This is a genomic window from Mucilaginibacter sp. A5337, from assembly GCF_059690695.1.
In genome coordinates this window covers 667,697-684,857 of sequence record NZ_JCAWEC010000003.1, presented here as the reverse complement: position 1 = coordinate 684,857, position 17,161 = coordinate 667,697, and the positions used below count along the sequence as shown (strand labels likewise).

Below are 17,161 nucleotides of genomic sequence, written 5' to 3'. Positions count from 1 at the left end.
TATTATTTATAAACATTTTTATTATTTATTCCAGGTGTTGTTGCTTTCATCGGCGTCCATAAATATGCCGCCATTTAAGGTTACCGATTTAATGGTTTTAGTAGTTTTGATATCTACCGAAATTTGCTTTTGATTTTTTTCCCAAACTGCCGGTGTTTGATGAATGCTTTCAGTCGAACCATCTGCATAAGTAACCTTTACATCAAACGGAACTACAAAGCCGCCAACATTCTTAATAGCAGCAGTATAACCGCCTGCCGATTTGGTTACGCTTTTTAGCGATAAATCAATATAGTAATTGGTGAAAAACCAGTTGTTGAAAAACCAATCGAGGTTTTTACCGGTGATATCGCTCATCGAGTTAAAATAATCCCATGGTATCGGGTGCTTGCCATGCCAGCGGCCCATATAGCCGTGTAAGGCTTTTTTAAACAATACGTCGCCCAGCATATCTTTCAGTGCAAAATAACTTAACGACGGTTTGCCATACGAGTTATTACCGTATCCGCCCCTTAGCTCGCTTGATGGGGTGATAACCGGCAGGTCTTCGGCAGTTACGGCATCATGAATCCACCTGTCAACGCGAAAGGTTTTGTATAAAGTTTCGGCTTTTTCTTTGCCCACTTCTGATGTGCCTATCAGCAATTCAAAAGTGGTTGCCCAGCCCTCGTCCATAAAGGCATAACGGCTTTCGTTGATACCCATGTAAAAAGGGAAATAGGTATGCGCTATCTCATGATCTTGCACAAATTGCGAAAAACGAACATCATTAGTGTGGCTGTCGTTAACCATCATAGGGTACTCCATATCGGCAAAGCCCTGAAACGAAGTCATTTTAGGGAACGGATATGGTACACCCGGCCAGTTATGTGAAAGCCAGCCCAATGAGTTACGGCCTGCCTGTACAGCATGATGGAAATCTTCCGAGCTATCTAAAAAAGCAGCCTGCATGCTTGCGCGGCGATTTGTTGCATCATCAACCACAACGCTGGCGGCATCCCATACATAATGATCACTAATGCCTACAGCCATATCGCTGATGTCGTTGGCGGTCCATGTCCAGGTATTCATGTCTTTTTGAGCCGTTACCTTATGAGCGGCCATTTCAGCTGCAGACGCCACATGAATAGTTGAGTCGCTGGTAAATGAGGCCTGCAAACGTTTAGCATATTCAGGCTGTAATACCTCGTTAGGGTTTTGCAGTGTGCCTGTAGCCCAAACTACGTAGTTTTTGGGAGCAGTAACGTGCAGTGTATAGTCATTAAAATCGTTGTAAAACTCTTGTGCATCCAGGAAGGGAAGCCTATCCCAGCCGTTGTAATCGTCATATACCGATACCCGCGGATAAAAATAAGCCAGGTAACAGGTAGTAGAATCAATCATGCCTTCGCGGCCGCTTTCTTTGGAAATTTCAAAATGCCAGCCGATATCCAATTTAACAGAATCATGCGGTAAAAGCGGTTTGCTAAGGCTTACAAACTGATTTGTTGAGGCAGAAGGAACCTTCTTTGCGTCCCCATTAACCGAAAAATTATCAAACTGAATACCAGGCGTTAAATAATCGGCTGCAGCATCACCAAAACGGGCGGCACCCGGTTTGTGAACGTTCAGGATCAGCTTCATGTTAAGCCTTTTTAAGGTATCCGGGCTATTGTTAATATAGGTGATTTGCTCAGTGCCTTTTACGGTGCGGTTTTGAGGTATGGCCGTAATGCTGATGTTATAGCGGCCATAATTTTGCCAGTACTTTTTGCCGGGGCGGCCATCGGCCGAGCGGGTTTCGTTTTTAAATGCTTTTTGTATATCGCGGGGCATATACAGGCTTTGAGCCTTAACCTGTACAAAAGCAATACAGGATAAAGCAGATAAAATAATGGTTTTGGTCATACGTCTTAAATTTCAGTTGCCAAGTTAAATCAATTGGACTAAATAACGATATGCGGGAAGCATTAATCCTACAATTTAAAATAAAAAAGTGATTGATAAATCGTTACATCAGTCGCTTTTTGTAACAAAGCTGTCACAAAGAATATTTATGAATAAATATTTTGTGCTATCGGATATATTTTTTTTTACTTTGTTATCAGTTATTTTAATAGGGGTATTAAATAACTAACATTTAAGCCATCTGCGCTATGCGGATGGCTTTCTTTTTATATACGCTTAATTCGCAACTATATATTCTTTACTGATAAGTGTAAACAGTTCGTCGTTGTCAATTGATTCGTCTTTACATTCAGTAAGTAATTGTTGAGCTTCGGTATAATTAAGCTGTTTGGCCACCATTATTAGCATATGGCACGATGTTATATTAATATGCTCAAGTAGCTGCAGATACATCATAATATCCATATCCAGTAATACCGGTATAGTTTGCCCTTCATCCAGGCAAAACTCATCCTTAACAATGGACTTTATAGGGTTGCAATTCTTATCTGACGGGATTTCATTAATCAGGGTATACACCTTATTCATCCGTTGTATCTGCTTTTTGATATCGTCCCAAAACTCCTGTATCGCCTGCTGTAATGCTGTAAACGAAGCCAGGCCCTTCAAATGCTCAAGATGTTTATCAAGGTAACATTTACCAAAATAGATGCGGTTGAGGTTGTGGACAAATACCTGTTTTAACAAATCGTTATCCAATGTTTTAGGGGTATTGTTGCTCATGGTATGAAGTTCAAAGTATATAATTATGGTTGATACATTTCTTAAAAGCTATTAATCACACAATTGCTTATCAAACTTACCTTAAAATAAGTAAGTTTTATTATCAGACTGGATGTGCCCGGATAAATTAACTTTGTACAGTAATAACATAATATTATGAAATATAAATTAGGCGATTTTGTTCGGTTTGTTGATGAAAAAATGGAAGGTTTTGTAACCCGCATCATCGACGAGCAAATGATAGGCGTTACCGGCGATGATGACTTTGAGATTCCCGTACTGGCCAGTAAAGTAACTTATGTACATGGTTATCAGCCTGCAGGAACAACAAAAAACACAAATACTACTGATGAAAAACCAATAGCAACTGCTGAATTTGCGCAAAAAGGCGTTTACATTGGCGTAGTAACCGATGCCCGTGCAAACTCTGTAGTGCATTTTCATTTAATTAATGAAACATCATTTCAGCTATTAGCTACTTTAACAACTGATAAACAGCAGGTATTTAAAGGTGAATTTGCAGGTGTGATAGCACCAAAATCAACCGAAAACATCTACTCTGCGCAACTGGCCGATCTGCAGGTGTGGCCTAAATTTATTTTCAGTGTTTTATTCAGTACCAAACAAAATATTGAACCTCCTGCACCTTTAGCTATACATGAAAAATTTAAAGCCAAAGATTTCTCGACCACTAAGAAGAACATCCCCTTACTTAACCAGGCCGGCTGGCTGATCAGGCTTGATGAGCCCGAACTGGTTATTGATGCTCAAAAGCTAAAGGAAAGCTTTTTTGAAACTCCAATCGAAAAAATAGTTGTCGAGAAACCGGTTAGTGAGGTTGATCTGCATATAGAAAAACTGCGTGACGACTACCAATTTTTAAGCAGTTCTGAGATCATGGAAATTCAGTTGGCACATTTCCACAAAGCACTGGATGCAGCCATAGTGCATCAACTACCCGATATTACTTTTATACATGGCGCCGGCAATGGTACGCTACGCAATGAACTGCACAAACAGTTAGGCAGACATAAAAAAGTACAAACTTTTATGGATGCCCGTAAAGAGAAATTTGGTTACGGTGCTACCAAGGTATTGTTGAAATAACGGCTTCTTGCCTAAGACTTACGAAGTTTTGAGAACTTCGTAAGTCTGCTTTTTAGTTCCTTATTTTTTCGCAAACCAAATCTCAAGATTAGGCAGCTTTAAAGTTTGATGCGGCGACGCAGGATCATGCAGCTTTAAACTCACCGGGTAAAGCTTATTTGCCTCGAACATTACAGGGTCAAGATCTTTTATGTAGATGTTTTGCGGGATACTGTGGCTGATAGCAAAAGGAATATTCTTTTTAAAATTGTTGAACACTTTTATTAGTAACTGGTTATTGCCGGGCATTAAATCAAGGCCAATAATATGGTCTACAGATCCGGCCTTGTCCGGATTATTATTGATGATCATTTGTGTGCCATTGAACACAACAACAATACCGTCTCCGCTTGTGATTTTAACCTGCGCATAAATCAAACCTTTTTCCACCCTGATGTTTTGCAGAATATAATAGGCATTATCCATTCTGGCAGGCAACTCAATAAGCTGCCAGTTTTTGTAACTATCCATGCGCTGCCATGGTTTATCGGGGTCGTTAGTATATGGCTTGGCAACGTCAATTTTGTCGGCAATACCATTTAAGCCGCCCAAACCAGCTGAATACGGCCCGGTGATATATAGAGGCCCCCATTTAATTTTAGCGGTATCAACCTTGTACTTCATCAGCCTGTCGTTATCAAGCTTAATTGTTGTAGTAACATCGTTAACTGCAAGATCAATCACATTACCTTTCTCCTCGTCGGTATACTTGATTGAGGGACGATATTTTCCTGTTGCGGTAGGCTTAATTGTCCAGGCTTGCTTTACCGTGCTTTGATAGTTACTGTTATAATCAATACCCGATGAACTGTAATAATTATAAGCATTATGTTCATCCAGTTCCATATGCCCGTAGCTGCTCCTGATAATATGAACGGGTTGTACTTTATAACCTTCGGCAATATCAACTGTTATAGCTTTAATTTGCTTTTCATTATCAAAATTTGCCGGTAATGTGATCACAGCAGCATCGGCCATCTGTTTAAATTGAAGTGATTGTTGTTCACCTAAAACAGATACTCCCTTGATCTTACCTTCAAGGCCAGGTAAAGTAATAATACCATCAGCCGGTACCGAGGTAACAAAAAGGTAAAGTTTATCTGGCTTACTGGTGATATTACCCCAGTTAAATGCTGTAAAAAACGGATCGGCAGTGGTACCATAAACAGCTTCGGCATTTCTGTGAAGCCAGGCTCCTATTTTCAATAAAACATCTTTCTCAAAACCTACTACCGAACCATCACCTTTTGGGCCGATATTGAGCAGGTAATTCCCTCCCCTGCTAATCACACGGATAAGACTCTCCAGTTTTTCCTTATATTTTTCGTCCTCACTGCCGCGTTTCTGCCATGACCGGTAGCCCCATGTTTCGTCAAAAAATGAAGCCGGCGACTGCCATGGTACCCCAATGGAATAATCGGGATATTGATTATCGCCCATAACAGCAAAATCACCCTGATCATTACCCAAACGGCTGCTCACCATACAATCGGGCTGCAGGCGATGAACCAGTTGATAAAGTTCTTTACTTTGCTCAGGACTCTGTGATCCCATATCAAACCAAAGCTCGGATATGGTTCCATAGTTTGATAATAATTCGGTTACCTGTTTTTTGTTATACTCATGATGCTCGGGCGTTACATAATCTGAGTTATGGCTTGATATAGGCGATGCCTGCGGATAATGCCAGTCTATCAGCGAAAAGTATAAACCAAATCTCAAACCATGCCTTTTACAAGCTTCGGCCATTTCTTTTACCACATCACGCTTAAAAGGCGTAGCATCAACTACGTTAAAATCAGTAGTTGCTGTTTTAAACATGCAAAACCCATCATGATGTTTTGAAGTAAGCACAACAGAGCGCATACCTGCTGCCTTAGCCAGCAAGGCAATACTATCGGCATTCCAGTTTACCGGATTAAAGTTTTTAGCGAGGTTAGCGTATGTATCGCTGTAAATACCTGCATGAGCCTGAATTTGCTCACTTAAACCGCGGGTAACAGGTTTGCCATCCCAAACACCCCCCAAAACCGAATAAATACCCCCGAAATGGATAAACATAGAAAACTTTTGATCCTGCCATTGCTTTATTGAAGATGAGGGTGGCTGTGCAAATGCAAACTGAGTACAAATTAATAATAACAGAAAGCAAACATTTTTTTTCATGGCAAAAATTTCGGTAGTTCAAAGTGTAAAAAAGTTGTTAATAAACAAAACCCAAAGCCGCCAAGTGTAAACAAGATTACACACATCTTCACACAATTTCACTATTATTTTACACTTTTATCAATAAACACACAGTATAATTGTGAAGTACACCTCAAAAATTGCTGTTTTTTTAATAAAAATATTATTTGCATCTTTGTAACGACGCAGGCAAAACCCTAATTCATAATTAAAATCCTCTGGCCTTATGGCTGGAGTTTATTTAACCTTTAAAAAAAGTAATGGCAGAACCTATACAAATTCAACCAAACATCCATTGTGAGCCTTGCAAAGAATGCGGTGCACGTCCGGTAATTGCACAAAACCGTAAGGGTTTTATAGTTACGTGCCCTACAAGTAAAAAGCATTATGCAACTGCTCCCGGCCTGGTAAATATTGATGAATGGAATAGGTTTAACAAAAAGTCGCCGGTGCTTACGAGCAATCCATATAATAGCAAAGCCTCATAAAAACTATTCCGAAAAAAGAGTACGTTTTTTAAAGTTTTGGGTATTAATCAATAAAAGCCTGCTATGAGGATACAATGGGTTTAATTGTATTCAAGTTATGCATATTGTAGATACTGAAAATGAACTTTCAAGAAAGAGGCATAGCCGCACATTTTGCCCAACATGCCAAACCAACACTGGTCAAAGGATCCGCAGGCCACGCATTTTAAAAATATTGACATTTTGGTTGCCGGTTAAAAGATATTTTTGTTATAGCTGCAACAAAAAGTACCTTGTAATTGAAAGATAAAGACAGCATTTAAACCGTACGTTGGGTTAATTACGGGTAAAACACAGATAAGTAAACAAAAGTGCCGTTATTTTATCTTCTAAATAACGGCACCATTTGTTTACTCCCTGATTTGAGGTAGTCGCTATAACTTTTTTTGATGTAGCTAATCATATCGTAATCGCTCATCTTCTTCACTTTATTTATATCGGGGTGATACTGGTTTATAAAATTCTGCAGCGAATCGCCTTTAAGATTAGTTAAGGAACTCACTTTTTCGGGCGAGAAAAACCTGTCGACATACTCATCTTCTTCATCCTTCAGCAAAATCTTTTGCAGCTTTGATTGCGGGGCCTTGTTTTTACCCAGCATGTCAATCACCGAAAGCAGGTTAATACTTAAAATAGTTGCAGTACTTTTATCTGCGTTGATGTGATTGCTGGGTTTACCAAAATCAAGATCAGCCGGACGTGTTATAAACGCATCCTTTATAGTTGAACCGCGATACGCGAATGCAGAGGCAAACTCCCTCCTGTTCCTCAATGAATCGGCTTTGGCATTACGTTTCGCCCTGATTTTCACCTCGCTTAAAACGGTTGCATCAGGCGTAATGTAACACCTTAAAGTATCGAATTTTAAAAAACTGATAACGAGCCTAAATGGTTTGTAACCTATACTATTGATCCCCAAAGTATCGCCGGGCTTTACATTGGCCAGTACAAACTTTCCTTCGGCGTTACTTATATTTTTTGATGCAGGTGTGCTGATAAAAGCATTTGCTACGGGCAGGTAGGTAGTTTTGTCAATCACAATTCCCTTAACACGCTGAGCAAACAGGTTTATTGACAGGAGCGTCAATATCACTGTAAAGGTAAGTTTCAATGTTTTCATGACGGGTTCAGTTAACAGGTAAAGTAGGTTAACTAAATATACGTATAAATTATCAACCCGCATGCTTTTAACAAACATTAACACTTGCAGCATCACCGGCTTCATTTTTCCGCAAAAACCAACTACCTATTTCATCATAGCCTCAAAAATCTCATCAAAACCTTTGTTCTTAAATTTTTGAAAGGTGCCGTCAAACTTTTCACTAACCGGATTAAGCAGTTGAAAGCAGAGTTGCTTATCATCTTCACTCAATGCGCTGGCCATCATTCGCGCTACTTCAAGTACACGTACTTTGGCTTTCCCCAGAGTATCTTCTCCAAGAGCTGTTAACTTTAAACGCTTAATACGTTTATCATCAATATCGTCATATTCGGTTATCAGTTCGCGTTTTTTTAGCCTGTTAAGCATATTAGTACCGCTTGATAGCTCGATTATATTATTGTAAATAGCCTCAGATTTTATTGGATTAACCTGGTTAAAAATAGTAACCAATATACCAAACTCCTCTATCTGGTCGAGCCCCGTACCCTCAAGCGCTTTGTTTGAATAAACCATATGATATTTAGCTATTCGCCTTATCAAAATCATGAGCCTTCCATTTATCCCGGGCCTTAGCTGCCAATCGGGCACAGCCCTTTTTTCATCTATTGCCATTACAGTTACCTGATGCCGAAAAAAATCATCCAAACTACAATCTGGATTTCGCATCTCATAATCGCCCCAAAGCTTAACCAATTCAACTGTTTTATTCACGCGTTACTTCCTTTTGGTATCAAATTTAAAAAACTCACTACAAATATTTGCTATTTACTACCTTTTGGTATATTATTGTATTAATTTAGTACCATATGGTATAACAAGCAATAAAATTTAATTATCAATAAAATGAATGCATCAACTTTTTTACCGGCTTTAGTAGTACTACACCTAACAGGACTAACCATTATGGCGGGCACTACCATAATTGACTTTACTATTTTTAAAATTTTTTGGAAGTATTTCGATGAAGACTTAGCAAAATCAAAAGGCGTACTTGCCGGCACATCCGGATCATCAAGGTTGATTGGGATAGGTGCTGCCTTACTGGTTACAACAGGCATTGGTATGATGGCTCTAACCCATGGCGTATTTGGTGAACAATTATGGTTTAGAATAAAAATAGGGATTGTTTTAATACTGATGCTGAACGGAATTCTTTTTGGCAGAAGACAGGGCGAAAAGCTACGAACCATCGTCAACAAAAACGGAGCTTACCTGACAGAACAGATAAACCAAATTAAGACAAACCTCAATATCTTTTTTGCAATACAGCTGGCGCTGTTTTTCAGTATAGTTTTTTTAAGCGTTTTTAAATTTAATTAATTGCAAAAAAATGAAAAACCAGCAAAATTTCCCTGTTTATAAATTAGTGATTATCGGTGCAAACGGCGGTATTGGCCTACAATGCGTTGAACAAGCATTGCAGGCAGGCCATCTGGTTACGGCAATATTGCGTAACCCGACAAAACTGACAATCGAACACCCAAACCTTAAAAAAGTAAGCGGAGACGTTATGCGCCCCGGCACTTTTGAAGATCATTTTGAAAATCAGGATGCTATAATTTCGGCAATAGGTGTAGCCGGTGGCTTCGGCGCCGATAAACCAACAACTTTGTATTCGGAAGGCAATGCAAATGTTTTAAAAGTGATGGACCAAAAAGGTATAAAACGGCTGTTCCTTATATCGGCAAGCGCTATTGAGATAAGTCCTGTGCTACCATTTTATGTCAGGCTAATTGAAAAATATGTTGTTCAAAAACTACTAAAGTACATGTATGCCGATTTGCGTAAAATGGAGATATTGGTAAAACAAAGCAATAATATCGACTGGACTATCGTCCGCCCTCCGCAACTTACAAACCAAACCGTTAGCGGTAAATACCGGATAGCCATCGACACGTTTCTTAAAAATTGCCTGAAAATATCGAGAGCCGATGTTGCGCACTTTATCATTAATAACATTAGCAATCAGGCAACCTATAACACCATTGTTGAAATAGGCTATTAAACCATGATATCTTGAAGAAGATATTATGTAATACAAACAAAAGAAACACTTATTAAATCATTCCAAATCATTTATGGGGAATTTTGTAAAAAAACGGATTTGTTATAAGTGTACTACAATGACGGAATAAAAACAAAATCAGCCAATTATAAATTATTATAAGATGGATGTTTTGGTTAAAATATTTGGCGAAGGCAAAGATCTGAATGCCTTCCAGATGAGCAGCCGGGGTGCAGCGGTGTTCCTGATAGCATTATTGCTGATCCGCATTTCGGGACGCCGGAGTTTTGGCGTACGTGGCCCGTTAGATAATATCATCACAATAACATTAGGAGCTGTATTAAGCCGTGCCATTGTTGGGGCTTCGCCATTTATACCAGTCATCATCACATGTTTTGTAATTGTGGCTCTTCATCGCGGGGTTGCCTGGCTTATTACAAGCCATAACATATTTGCCAAACTGATACAGGGCGAAAAAATCCTGCTGTATGAAAAGGGGCGGTTCATAGAGCAAAATATGAAGCGTGCTCAGCTAAATCATGAAGATTTGATGCAGGGTGTCCGCAAATCGGCACTTACCGAGGATTTGAGCACGATTTTAAAAGTATATATTGAACGTAACGGAGAAATAACGACGGTTAAAAAAGAAGAATAAGGCGATTAGCAAAGCAGCTTATATCTGAATAAACCGGCAGGCTTGCAAGGCAAGACACTGCGGGTTGGCAACCGCTACGTTACAGCTCTTTATCCTCTATCATTTTTGCATCGCGGGTGTTTTTTTGTACGGCTATAGCCGAAAACATGCTTAAGCAGAACGCCATGGCGTAAAAACCTTTCTCGCTTCGGGCCAGGTCTGCATTCCACAAGCCAATCGTCAATAATATCATTGCTGCGATAGTGGCAAACCAACTCAGACCGTAGTAAAGGTCTGTTACGGCAAGTCCTTCAACTCTGTCCCTGACGCTTTTTTGAACAGATATTACTGCGAATAAGCCAAATAATAAAATGGTGAAATAATAGCCTTTTTCATTTAATGCCATGCTCGCGTTCCATAAGCCGATGCAATATCCCACCATCCCTGTTAATAAGGCAAACCAGGATGCCCCTATAAATGCGGCAGTCGGTTTAAACGGGTTTCTAACCTTGTCTCCATGTTTTAGCAGGGATGAATTTTCTTCTGTTCTGTTTTGTAGCGGTTCCATATTCGTTTTGTTTTATTGATTAATATGAAAGCAAATGTCGGCCGGAAAGCGGGCTTATAAAAACCAGATTATGAAAATTACTGACGATATAATTTTTTAATATCATATCTTTATATTCGTCAACACAACTATATGGACTCACTTTCGGAGTTGATCAACCTACTCGATAGTACAGACAAAAAGCTTTTCAGGCAATTTTTACAGCAAAAAAACAAAAGGCTGGATGTTAAAAACCTGCAATTACTTGAATTAATAGAAACTGACGATATAGATGGCATAAATAAGCTCTACAAACCGGAGAAAAACAAAGATGCTTACCATGCTCTGCGTAAAAGGCTACAGGATAATTTGCTGCTATTCCTATCGCAGAAAACCTTCGAAAGCAATCACTCCGACACTTACGACGCGCTGCGCCTGGTTGTAGTGGGACGCTTTTTGTTAGAAAATGATGTGCCTAAGATAGCGTTCAAATGTTTGGATAAGGCTGAGCGACTGGCCGAACATTTGGAACAGTTTAATTTATTAAATGAGTTATTGTTGTTGAAGCTGCAGTATTCCCATTTGCCGGAAGCTGAAGATTTCGAAGCCTTGACCTCACGCTTCTTATATAACCAGTCGCAAATGCAACGAGAGGCAAAGCTTAACATGGCGTACGCCTTTTTAAGACTGGAACTACAGGAGATACACCTGAAAGGAAAGGTGGTTAATTTGACGTCTCTGATGATAACAACTATCCGGAAATACAAAATTTCTGTACAGGACATCATGACCTATAAGTCCATTTACCAAATTCTTTTCATAGCGAACGAATATGCGGCGATACAGCAAAATTACGAATTGATAGAGCGCTATGTTAACCGAACAAATCAATTTATAGAAAACCAGACGCATAAAACACAATCTTATCTTTTTTACCATATCTCTATCTTGTATTTTTTGGCCAACTTTCATCTGCGGCGAAAGAGCTTTGCAAAAAGTACATCCTATCTCCACGAAATGATGGATTTAATGAAAACAGATGGTCGTTATTACTCGTTGTTTTATCTACGCCATCAATTACTCTCTGCGCTCAACTTGTTTTTTACAGGCTTTGCTGCCGATGCGATCCTACTGTTGCAAAATTCGCTCTCCAATACAAAGTATACATCTAAAACCGAAGATATCGAGGATTTACGAATATGCCTAACCATGTTTTTAGCCTTGTGCGATAACCGGGAAAGTTTAAAACAGTTGGCATTACTGACGCGTACCGATGCCTGGTACGAGAAAAAAATGGGCATGTTATGGACTATTCGAAAGAATTTAATGGAAATTTTGGTCCAGGCACAGTTTTCCAACATCGAGCTTGCCATGTCCCGGCTAAACAGCTTCAGACGGCGATATAAAAAGTATTTGTTGAAAACTTCGGAAGAGCGCGTGTTATTATTTTTGAGACTGGTTGAAAAATATCTGCTAAAACCAGATGTGGCTTTTGAAACAAACTACAGAAAGGCAGTTTCAACGTTGCTAAACCAGGCGGAAAATAACGATATCTTCACGTTGAGCTTTATTGCCTGGTTAATAGCGCGCTGGGAGAAAAAAACAGCTTATAAAGTAGTTTTAACGCTTTTATAAGATAACTACTATCAAATAATATACACTATAATTGAATGGCGGTAAGCTAATCTCTCGGAATACCGCCGGTTACTGGTATCTATTTATAAAATTTCCGGGGTATAAAAGAAGCACGCTTTGTGACGTGCTTCTTTTTAAGCGATCATAGTTGAATTCAGTTCGAAAAACCATGTTATTGTTCTATTAAGAAAACAGCACCCTGTCTTTTATTTTCTGTGGATCAGAAAAATCTTCATCAAACCAGGCAGCTCCGCCGGCAGCTGGTGGCGTTTTGAGATAAAGTTTTCCGCCCGGTACTTTAGCATAAGCATCACGCCACTCGTAATGATCAAACATGGCGATCGCCTGGATCATATAGGCTACAGCAATACGGCGGTCATCGAAACACCAGAGGTTTTCACCATTGTCTTCATCTGCAGCGACTGAAAAGTTATAAGAACCAGTGTACACGCGTGCCGTAGGCAGGTCAAAATCAATCACAACGAACTTATGGTGCATATGAATACCCGAGCCGCCTGCTGATTCACTTTTAAAAGGCTCGGGTACATCAGACAGTAAAGCAGCGGGATAAGCCACCGGTTCATTGCCACCGGGTACTTTAAGATCGAGCCCGCCAACTTTTTTGTCAGATATTCCATAAACAAACCGGCCGGGTGTATCGGTAATCGCCTTTACTGCATTTTTAATCAAGCCCTTTGTTTGATATAAGAAAGCCAGTGAAAAAAGCAGGCTGGATTGTGTTGCACTGATATTATTAGCTATCTCAGCAAGACATTTATTGCTAACTTTTTGTTTGTTTTCTCCATGCGGCGAAAAGGTAAGTTTAGCATTTACCCCATTTAAGTTGAGTTCTGCCCATTCGGCAGAAGCAGTAGCTGCAAAACCACTTTTATCGTTTTTGTTATTCCATAAATTATCAAAGGCATCAAAAAACAATTGCACCTGCTCTGCACCATGTACCGCTACTGCATTATTATTCTGAACGAAAAAGCCACGCCAGGAAAAATTAGTAGAGCCCCCGATAGCGGTATTCACCTGTGCGCCGCGAACTGCTATAGTTTTGTTATGCTGTAAATTACCAACCTTCTGACGTTGTACTTTAGCTCCGGCATCGCTTAAGATTTTGGCTGCCTGTGTTTCGGAGGAATCGTCATCCCCATGATCTTTGGAGTCATCAATTATAATTTGCAGTTTATCGTTTATTTTTTTTGCCAGTTTAACCAGGGCATCTACCAGATCGGGCAGGTTTAAATCATAAGCGGTTACTCTAACTTCAGCCTGCGGGTCATTGAAAGCATCTTCCAACAAAGTCATGATAATTTCGCGGGCTTCAAACCCCATCCAGGCAAGCGCCACTTGTTGCTGCGGATTTTTCGATTTAAAATCAAGCCCATTTGCGCCGGTTGCCGGTAACAAAGGTTGTGCCTCATCGCCTTTCTGAAAACGGTCAACGAAAGCCTGGGACGAGATAAAGCCGCGAGTGAACGCGATATTCAAAACCCCGGGATAAGTTTCGCCACTTAACTCTATAGCAGCTTCCTGGAACTCGCCGTAACTCATGTGCCCTGTTGCGTCCATAAATACCGGTGTCACACGATAGGTGTATGGCCCTTTTAAATCCGGATGATAGGGAAAATGAACCCAGCGGAATTTCTGAATAGGCGACAAACGGCTCGAAAGCGTATTTGGATTGACATTCCCATCATTTTGCAGAAAACTCAACCGGTTGTTGACCGGATAGAATTTATTGCCGCCGGGCTCCTTGTATTCAATAGCAAACCCAACAAAGTCAGGATCCGGTTTGTCTTTTTTCCAGTTCATGCCAAGTAGGGCCATTCTTTCGCCGCGGAATAACTTAAGTGTAAAGAGTGCGGTAGTGCTGTTGCCGCAAACCTCAAAATCAGGTAAAGTTGACATATGATTAAAGTTTAAGTGGTTTTATTATTGCTTCCAGCATAGTGTTGGGCTTGCCACCGATTCAGTATGCCCACCGGGGTAATACCAAAGTGAGTTACGCTTGACGCGGATATCATTAACACCTTGTCCGAACAGAGGCCGCCGGGGTTGGAAACAGGTATTCCGCAATAAGTACACCTATCACTACTAATCGTCAAAAATCTAATAATCAGAAAACTAATAACTTTCAAATTAAAATACACCCGTTGTTGGGTACTGCTTAGCCTGTCCTTTTTCAACTGCTCTTTCGCTAACAAATAAGCTCTACTTTCATAAAAAGCAAGGCGCTCCGGACGATCTGTTCTTAGCATAGCGAGATAAGATTAAGTATTGAAAGTTAAAAAGAATACTATTGATATTCAATAGCATATATTTTTTTTCAATAATAAATTTCGTGCTTCGCCTGTTTTTCTTGCAGAGGAGAAAACCTGACCAAATAGCCCCCCCGGCTGTGGTAAGCAACTTCTTCAGATCTTCGGGTATGCAGGTAAATACTTTATTTGCTTTTCAATTTAATTGGTTCAAAGGCTCCGAATTTAAATACAATGCCATTATTTCATCTTTTTTCAATATCCGGCCGAATACTTTTATATTGGTTAAAAACGCTGAAGCTGAAAGATGGACGTTGCTGCTTCCTATTGTCTTTAGCGGGCAAATGAATTGCTTTTCGACTGACTCTGTTTCTTTGCCATTGATATATAAGGTACAGGTGTTATGCCCACCAGTCAACGTTATCTGCGTCCATTTATTTACAGGGACAATGCTATTAAATATCTGACGATAAAAATCTTCACCCTCACCTGCGTACTCTTTATAGCCAACAGTCCGGGCAATACCTAAACCGGTCTTACCTGATTTTTTATCCTTAAGGTTCAGAAAAACTGTTCCATACGGCGATTCGAACAGCACCGTAGCTGTTGTATCGCGGGTATCTGTTTTTTTAACCCAGAAGCTCAGTGTCCAGGGTTGTTCTAACTCGTCGGCTTGTAGGTTTAGCCGAACAAAATCATGTTGATCAAGCGCTAATACAGATTTTGATTCATAACCGTTTAAAGGTTTTATTAACTGTTTATTAATAGCATCGGGTAAACTATGTTCTTTAAAGTCAACATTAATGATTGGATCACTGTTTTTAGGAGCTTCCAGTAGCCTTGTATCATTTACTTGTGGTACGTTTTTCAAGCTATCAACTCTCTTTATAAATTCATCAAAAGTAGGTGACATTTTATTACCCCATAGTTTTTCGGCCATTACGGGCAAAGCAACCGCAACCTCTTCTGCCGTTTCATGGTAGGTAAAACCCATCGGCCCAAGGTCATTCCATACATGCAGCTTCGCCCCTAACAAATCAGGCTCGCCCGGGCTTAGCTGCTGGTTTGGCCCGAAATCATTAGGTGCCCATTTTTCATATAAAAACTTGTTATCTACGCCATAGTAATTTGTCCCCGGAACAATATACAGCCATCCGTCAGTTGATTGTACCACCTGGTGCCCGGCTTTAATCTCCTCTTTCGCATTATTGCCCAACCACATATCAATCACTATATTGCTATCAATAGGAGTAAATCCCGGCATTTCGTTGTATCCGGACCATATCATCACTTTTTTCCCTTTAGCACCTATGTATCTGTTGAAATGATTGATATAGTTGCAAAAACCTGCCGCAAAAGCCTTACGGTCTTCCGTTGTAGTGGCCTTTTTAAATCTGTATTCGTCAGTTCCGATATGGAAATAGGGCGATGGAAATAGCGGCACAAATTCATCGTAGATCTTTTCCATCATGGCGGTGGTTTTGGGATTTAATACATCCAATTGCCCATCCTGCAACTTCTCATTTTTTAGCTCGGGGGCAATATCCAAAATACTCATGGCGTGGGCGGGCGCATCAATTTCCGGGATAATATTTATACCACGGTCTGCTGCGTATTGAATCAAATCTTTGATTTCCTGTTGTGTGTAAAATCCATCTGTTGCTGTTAGCTGAGGATATGTTTTACTTTGGACCCTGAAAGCCGCATAATGCTGGCCGTGAAAAGCCTGATCGTTTAAATGCAGTTGCAATTGATTCATTTTATACCAACTCATGCGGCATATGTAATCTTTCAGCTGCGATATCGGGAAAAATTTGCGCCCAACATCCAGCATAAATCCCCTAAAAGGATAAGCAGGGGTATCTGAAATTGTATAACAAGGGATACTTTGCTTATCGGCACTCTGTTCAATTAACTGCAGCAAGGTCCTGGTAGCATAAAAAACACCAACCTCGTCCATTGCCTTTATAGTAACCTTGTCCGGTTTTATTTCCAGGTGATAAGATTCCCTTTGGAGTTGAGTTAAGTGACGCTTTGGTTTGATTTTTATAATGATATCATTCTTCGATCTTTCTGCCCGTAACCCGGATTGTTGCTCCTTATCTTGCAACGCAGCCAGGTCTTTAAGGAATATTGCAACGGTTTTTTGTGTTGATAAAGATGGCTTAAATTTAAACACCGTGGCAGCATTGATAATAAAACTACCGTTACCTGCCTGCCATTGATGAACCGCCGGTATAATATTCGGCGCAATGTTATTCACCTGGGCGTGCAGGCCCGATTGTATTAAAACAAAAAAGGCGATATATGTGATTAATTTTTTTGCTGAGGTCATTCAAATAAATTTTGATATGGCTTTAAATAACAATTAAGATAGCTGA

General features: G+C 40.0%; 14 protein-coding genes. 6 read left to right on the top strand and 8 right to left on the bottom strand.

All coding sequences use genetic code 11. The annotated features are described in order from the left end of the window. Positions 1-21: 21 nt before the first annotated feature. Both AC59JO_RS12870 and AC59JO_RS12865 read right to left on the bottom strand, forming a co-directional pair. Positions 22-1,887: a M1 family metallopeptidase gene (locus AC59JO_RS12870; protein WP_497305730.1), complete on the bottom strand. Its 1,866-nt coding sequence runs from the start codon at positions 1,885-1,887 to the stop codon at positions 22-24. 276 nt (positions 1,888-2,163) lie between these two features. Continuing rightward, positions 2,164-2,670, bottom strand: coding sequence for a DUF892 family protein (locus AC59JO_RS12865; RefSeq protein ID WP_413666586.1), 507 nt, complete (start codon positions 2,668-2,670; stop codon positions 2,164-2,166). A 156-nt stretch (positions 2,671-2,826) separates the two neighbouring features. Here AC59JO_RS12865 and AC59JO_RS12860 point away from each other — a divergent pair, with 156 nt between their 5' ends. Next, positions 2,827-3,777, top strand: a complete 951-nt coding sequence (locus AC59JO_RS12860; protein ID WP_413666585.1) for a Smr/MutS family protein — start codon at positions 2,827-2,829, stop codon at positions 3,775-3,777. A 60-nt stretch (positions 3,778-3,837) separates the two neighbouring features. Here the strand turns inward: AC59JO_RS12860 and AC59JO_RS12855 are convergent, their stop codons facing one another. Further along, positions 3,838-5,982 carry an alpha-L-fucosidase gene (locus tag AC59JO_RS12855; protein WP_497305727.1) on the bottom strand — a complete coding sequence of 715 codons (2,145 nt, stop codon included), beginning with the start codon at positions 5,980-5,982 and terminating at the stop codon, positions 3,838-3,840. A 281-nt stretch (positions 5,983-6,263) separates the two neighbouring features. Here AC59JO_RS12855 and AC59JO_RS12850 point away from each other — a divergent pair, with 281 nt between their 5' ends. Continuing rightward, positions 6,264-6,491 (top strand): hypothetical protein, encoded by a 228-nt coding sequence (locus AC59JO_RS12850; RefSeq protein ID WP_413666583.1) that lies wholly within the window; start codon positions 6,264-6,266, stop codon positions 6,489-6,491. Between the two features lie 361 nt (positions 6,492-6,852). On the opposite strand, the gene AC59JO_RS12845 is transcribed toward AC59JO_RS12850, so the two are convergent. Together AC59JO_RS12845 and AC59JO_RS12840 are read right to left on the bottom strand one after the other, a co-directional pair. Further along, positions 6,853-7,650, bottom strand: a complete 798-nt coding sequence (locus AC59JO_RS12845; protein WP_497305725.1) for a peptidase associated/transthyretin-like domain-containing protein — start codon at positions 7,648-7,650, stop codon at positions 6,853-6,855. Positions 7,651-7,776: 126 nt separating this feature from the next. Beyond that, complete coding sequence (locus AC59JO_RS12840; RefSeq protein WP_497305723.1) at positions 7,777-8,403, bottom strand: MarR family winged helix-turn-helix transcriptional regulator; 627 nt, start codon at positions 8,401-8,403, stop codon at positions 7,777-7,779. Positions 8,404-8,535: 132 nt separating this feature from the next. On the opposite strand from AC59JO_RS12840, the gene AC59JO_RS12835 reads away from it, so the two are divergent. The 3 genes from AC59JO_RS12835 to AC59JO_RS12825 all read left to right on the top strand — a co-directional run bounded on the left by AC59JO_RS12835 (position 8,536) and on the right by AC59JO_RS12825 (position 10,352). Continuing rightward, positions 8,536-9,012, top strand: coding sequence for a hypothetical protein (locus tag AC59JO_RS12835; protein ID WP_497305721.1), 477 nt, complete (start codon positions 8,536-8,538; stop codon positions 9,010-9,012). A 10-nt stretch (positions 9,013-9,022) separates the two neighbouring features. Continuing rightward, positions 9,023-9,697, top strand: coding sequence for an NAD(P)-dependent oxidoreductase (locus AC59JO_RS12830; protein WP_497305719.1), 675 nt, complete (start codon positions 9,023-9,025; stop codon positions 9,695-9,697). Between the two features lie 163 nt (positions 9,698-9,860). Continuing rightward, entirely contained in the window at positions 9,861-10,352 is a 492-nt protein-coding gene (locus AC59JO_RS12825; protein WP_413666578.1) for a DUF421 domain-containing protein, read from the top strand. Positions 10,353-10,431: 79 nt separating this feature from the next. On the opposite strand, the gene yiaA is transcribed toward AC59JO_RS12825, so the two are convergent. Next, on the bottom strand, positions 10,432-10,899 hold the full coding sequence (gene yiaA / locus AC59JO_RS12820) for an inner membrane protein YiaA (protein ID WP_497305717.1): 468 nt from the start codon (positions 10,897-10,899) through the stop codon (positions 10,432-10,434). Between the two features lie 132 nt (positions 10,900-11,031). Here yiaA and AC59JO_RS12815 point away from each other — a divergent pair, with 132 nt between their 5' ends. Further along, positions 11,032-12,513 carry a hypothetical protein gene (locus AC59JO_RS12815; RefSeq protein WP_497305715.1) on the top strand — a complete coding sequence of 494 codons (1,482 nt, stop codon included), beginning with the start codon at positions 11,032-11,034 and terminating at the stop codon, positions 12,511-12,513. Positions 12,514-12,696: 183 nt separating this feature from the next. Here AC59JO_RS12815 and AC59JO_RS12810 read toward each other — a convergent pair whose 3' ends face one another. After that, on the bottom strand, positions 12,697-14,430 hold the full coding sequence (locus tag AC59JO_RS12810; RefSeq protein ID WP_497305713.1) for a phospholipase D-like domain-containing protein: 1,734 nt from the start codon (positions 14,428-14,430) through the stop codon (positions 12,697-12,699). Positions 14,431-14,976: 546 nt separating this feature from the next. Continuing rightward, positions 14,977-17,115 (bottom strand): family 20 glycosylhydrolase, encoded by a 2,139-nt coding sequence (locus AC59JO_RS12805; protein ID WP_497305711.1) that lies wholly within the window; start codon positions 17,113-17,115, stop codon positions 14,977-14,979. Positions 17,116-17,161 lie beyond the last annotated feature (46 nt).

What these genes read in the sequence shown, in the direction of transcription:
- AC59JO_RS12805 (WP_497305711.1), bottom strand. Translation starts at nt 17,115, where the DNA reads ATGACCTCAGCAAAAAAATTAATCACATATATCGCCTTTTTTGTTTTA.
- AC59JO_RS12815 (WP_497305715.1), top strand. Translation starts at nt 11,032, where the DNA reads ATGGACTCACTTTCGGAGTTGATCAACCTACTCGATAGTACAGACAAA.
- AC59JO_RS12825 (WP_413666578.1), top strand. Translation starts at nt 9,861, where the DNA reads ATGGATGTTTTGGTTAAAATATTTGGCGAAGGCAAAGATCTGAATGCC.
- AC59JO_RS12860 (WP_413666585.1), top strand. Translation starts at nt 2,827, where the DNA reads ATGAAATATAAATTAGGCGATTTTGTTCGGTTTGTTGATGAAAAAATG.
- AC59JO_RS12850 (WP_413666583.1), top strand. Translation starts at nt 6,264, where the DNA reads ATGGCAGAACCTATACAAATTCAACCAAACATCCATTGTGAGCCTTGC.
- AC59JO_RS12865 (WP_413666586.1), bottom strand. Translation starts at nt 2,670, where the DNA reads ATGAGCAACAATACCCCTAAAACATTGGATAACGATTTGTTAAAACAG.
- AC59JO_RS12810 (WP_497305713.1), bottom strand. Translation starts at nt 14,430, where the DNA reads ATGTCAACTTTACCTGATTTTGAGGTTTGCGGCAACAGCACTACCGCA.
- yiaA (WP_497305717.1), bottom strand. Translation starts at nt 10,899, where the DNA reads ATGGAACCGCTACAAAACAGAACAGAAGAAAATTCATCCCTGCTAAAA.
- AC59JO_RS12870 (WP_497305730.1), bottom strand. Translation starts at nt 1,887, where the DNA reads ATGACCAAAACCATTATTTTATCTGCTTTATCCTGTATTGCTTTTGTA.
- AC59JO_RS12845 (WP_497305725.1), bottom strand. Translation starts at nt 7,650, where the DNA reads ATGAAAACATTGAAACTTACCTTTACAGTGATATTGACGCTCCTGTCA.
- AC59JO_RS12835 (WP_497305721.1), top strand. Translation starts at nt 8,536, where the DNA reads ATGAATGCATCAACTTTTTTACCGGCTTTAGTAGTACTACACCTAACA.
- AC59JO_RS12855 (WP_497305727.1), bottom strand. Translation starts at nt 5,982, where the DNA reads ATGAAAAAAAATGTTTGCTTTCTGTTATTATTAATTTGTACTCAGTTT.
- AC59JO_RS12830 (WP_497305719.1), top strand. Translation starts at nt 9,023, where the DNA reads ATGAAAAACCAGCAAAATTTCCCTGTTTATAAATTAGTGATTATCGGT.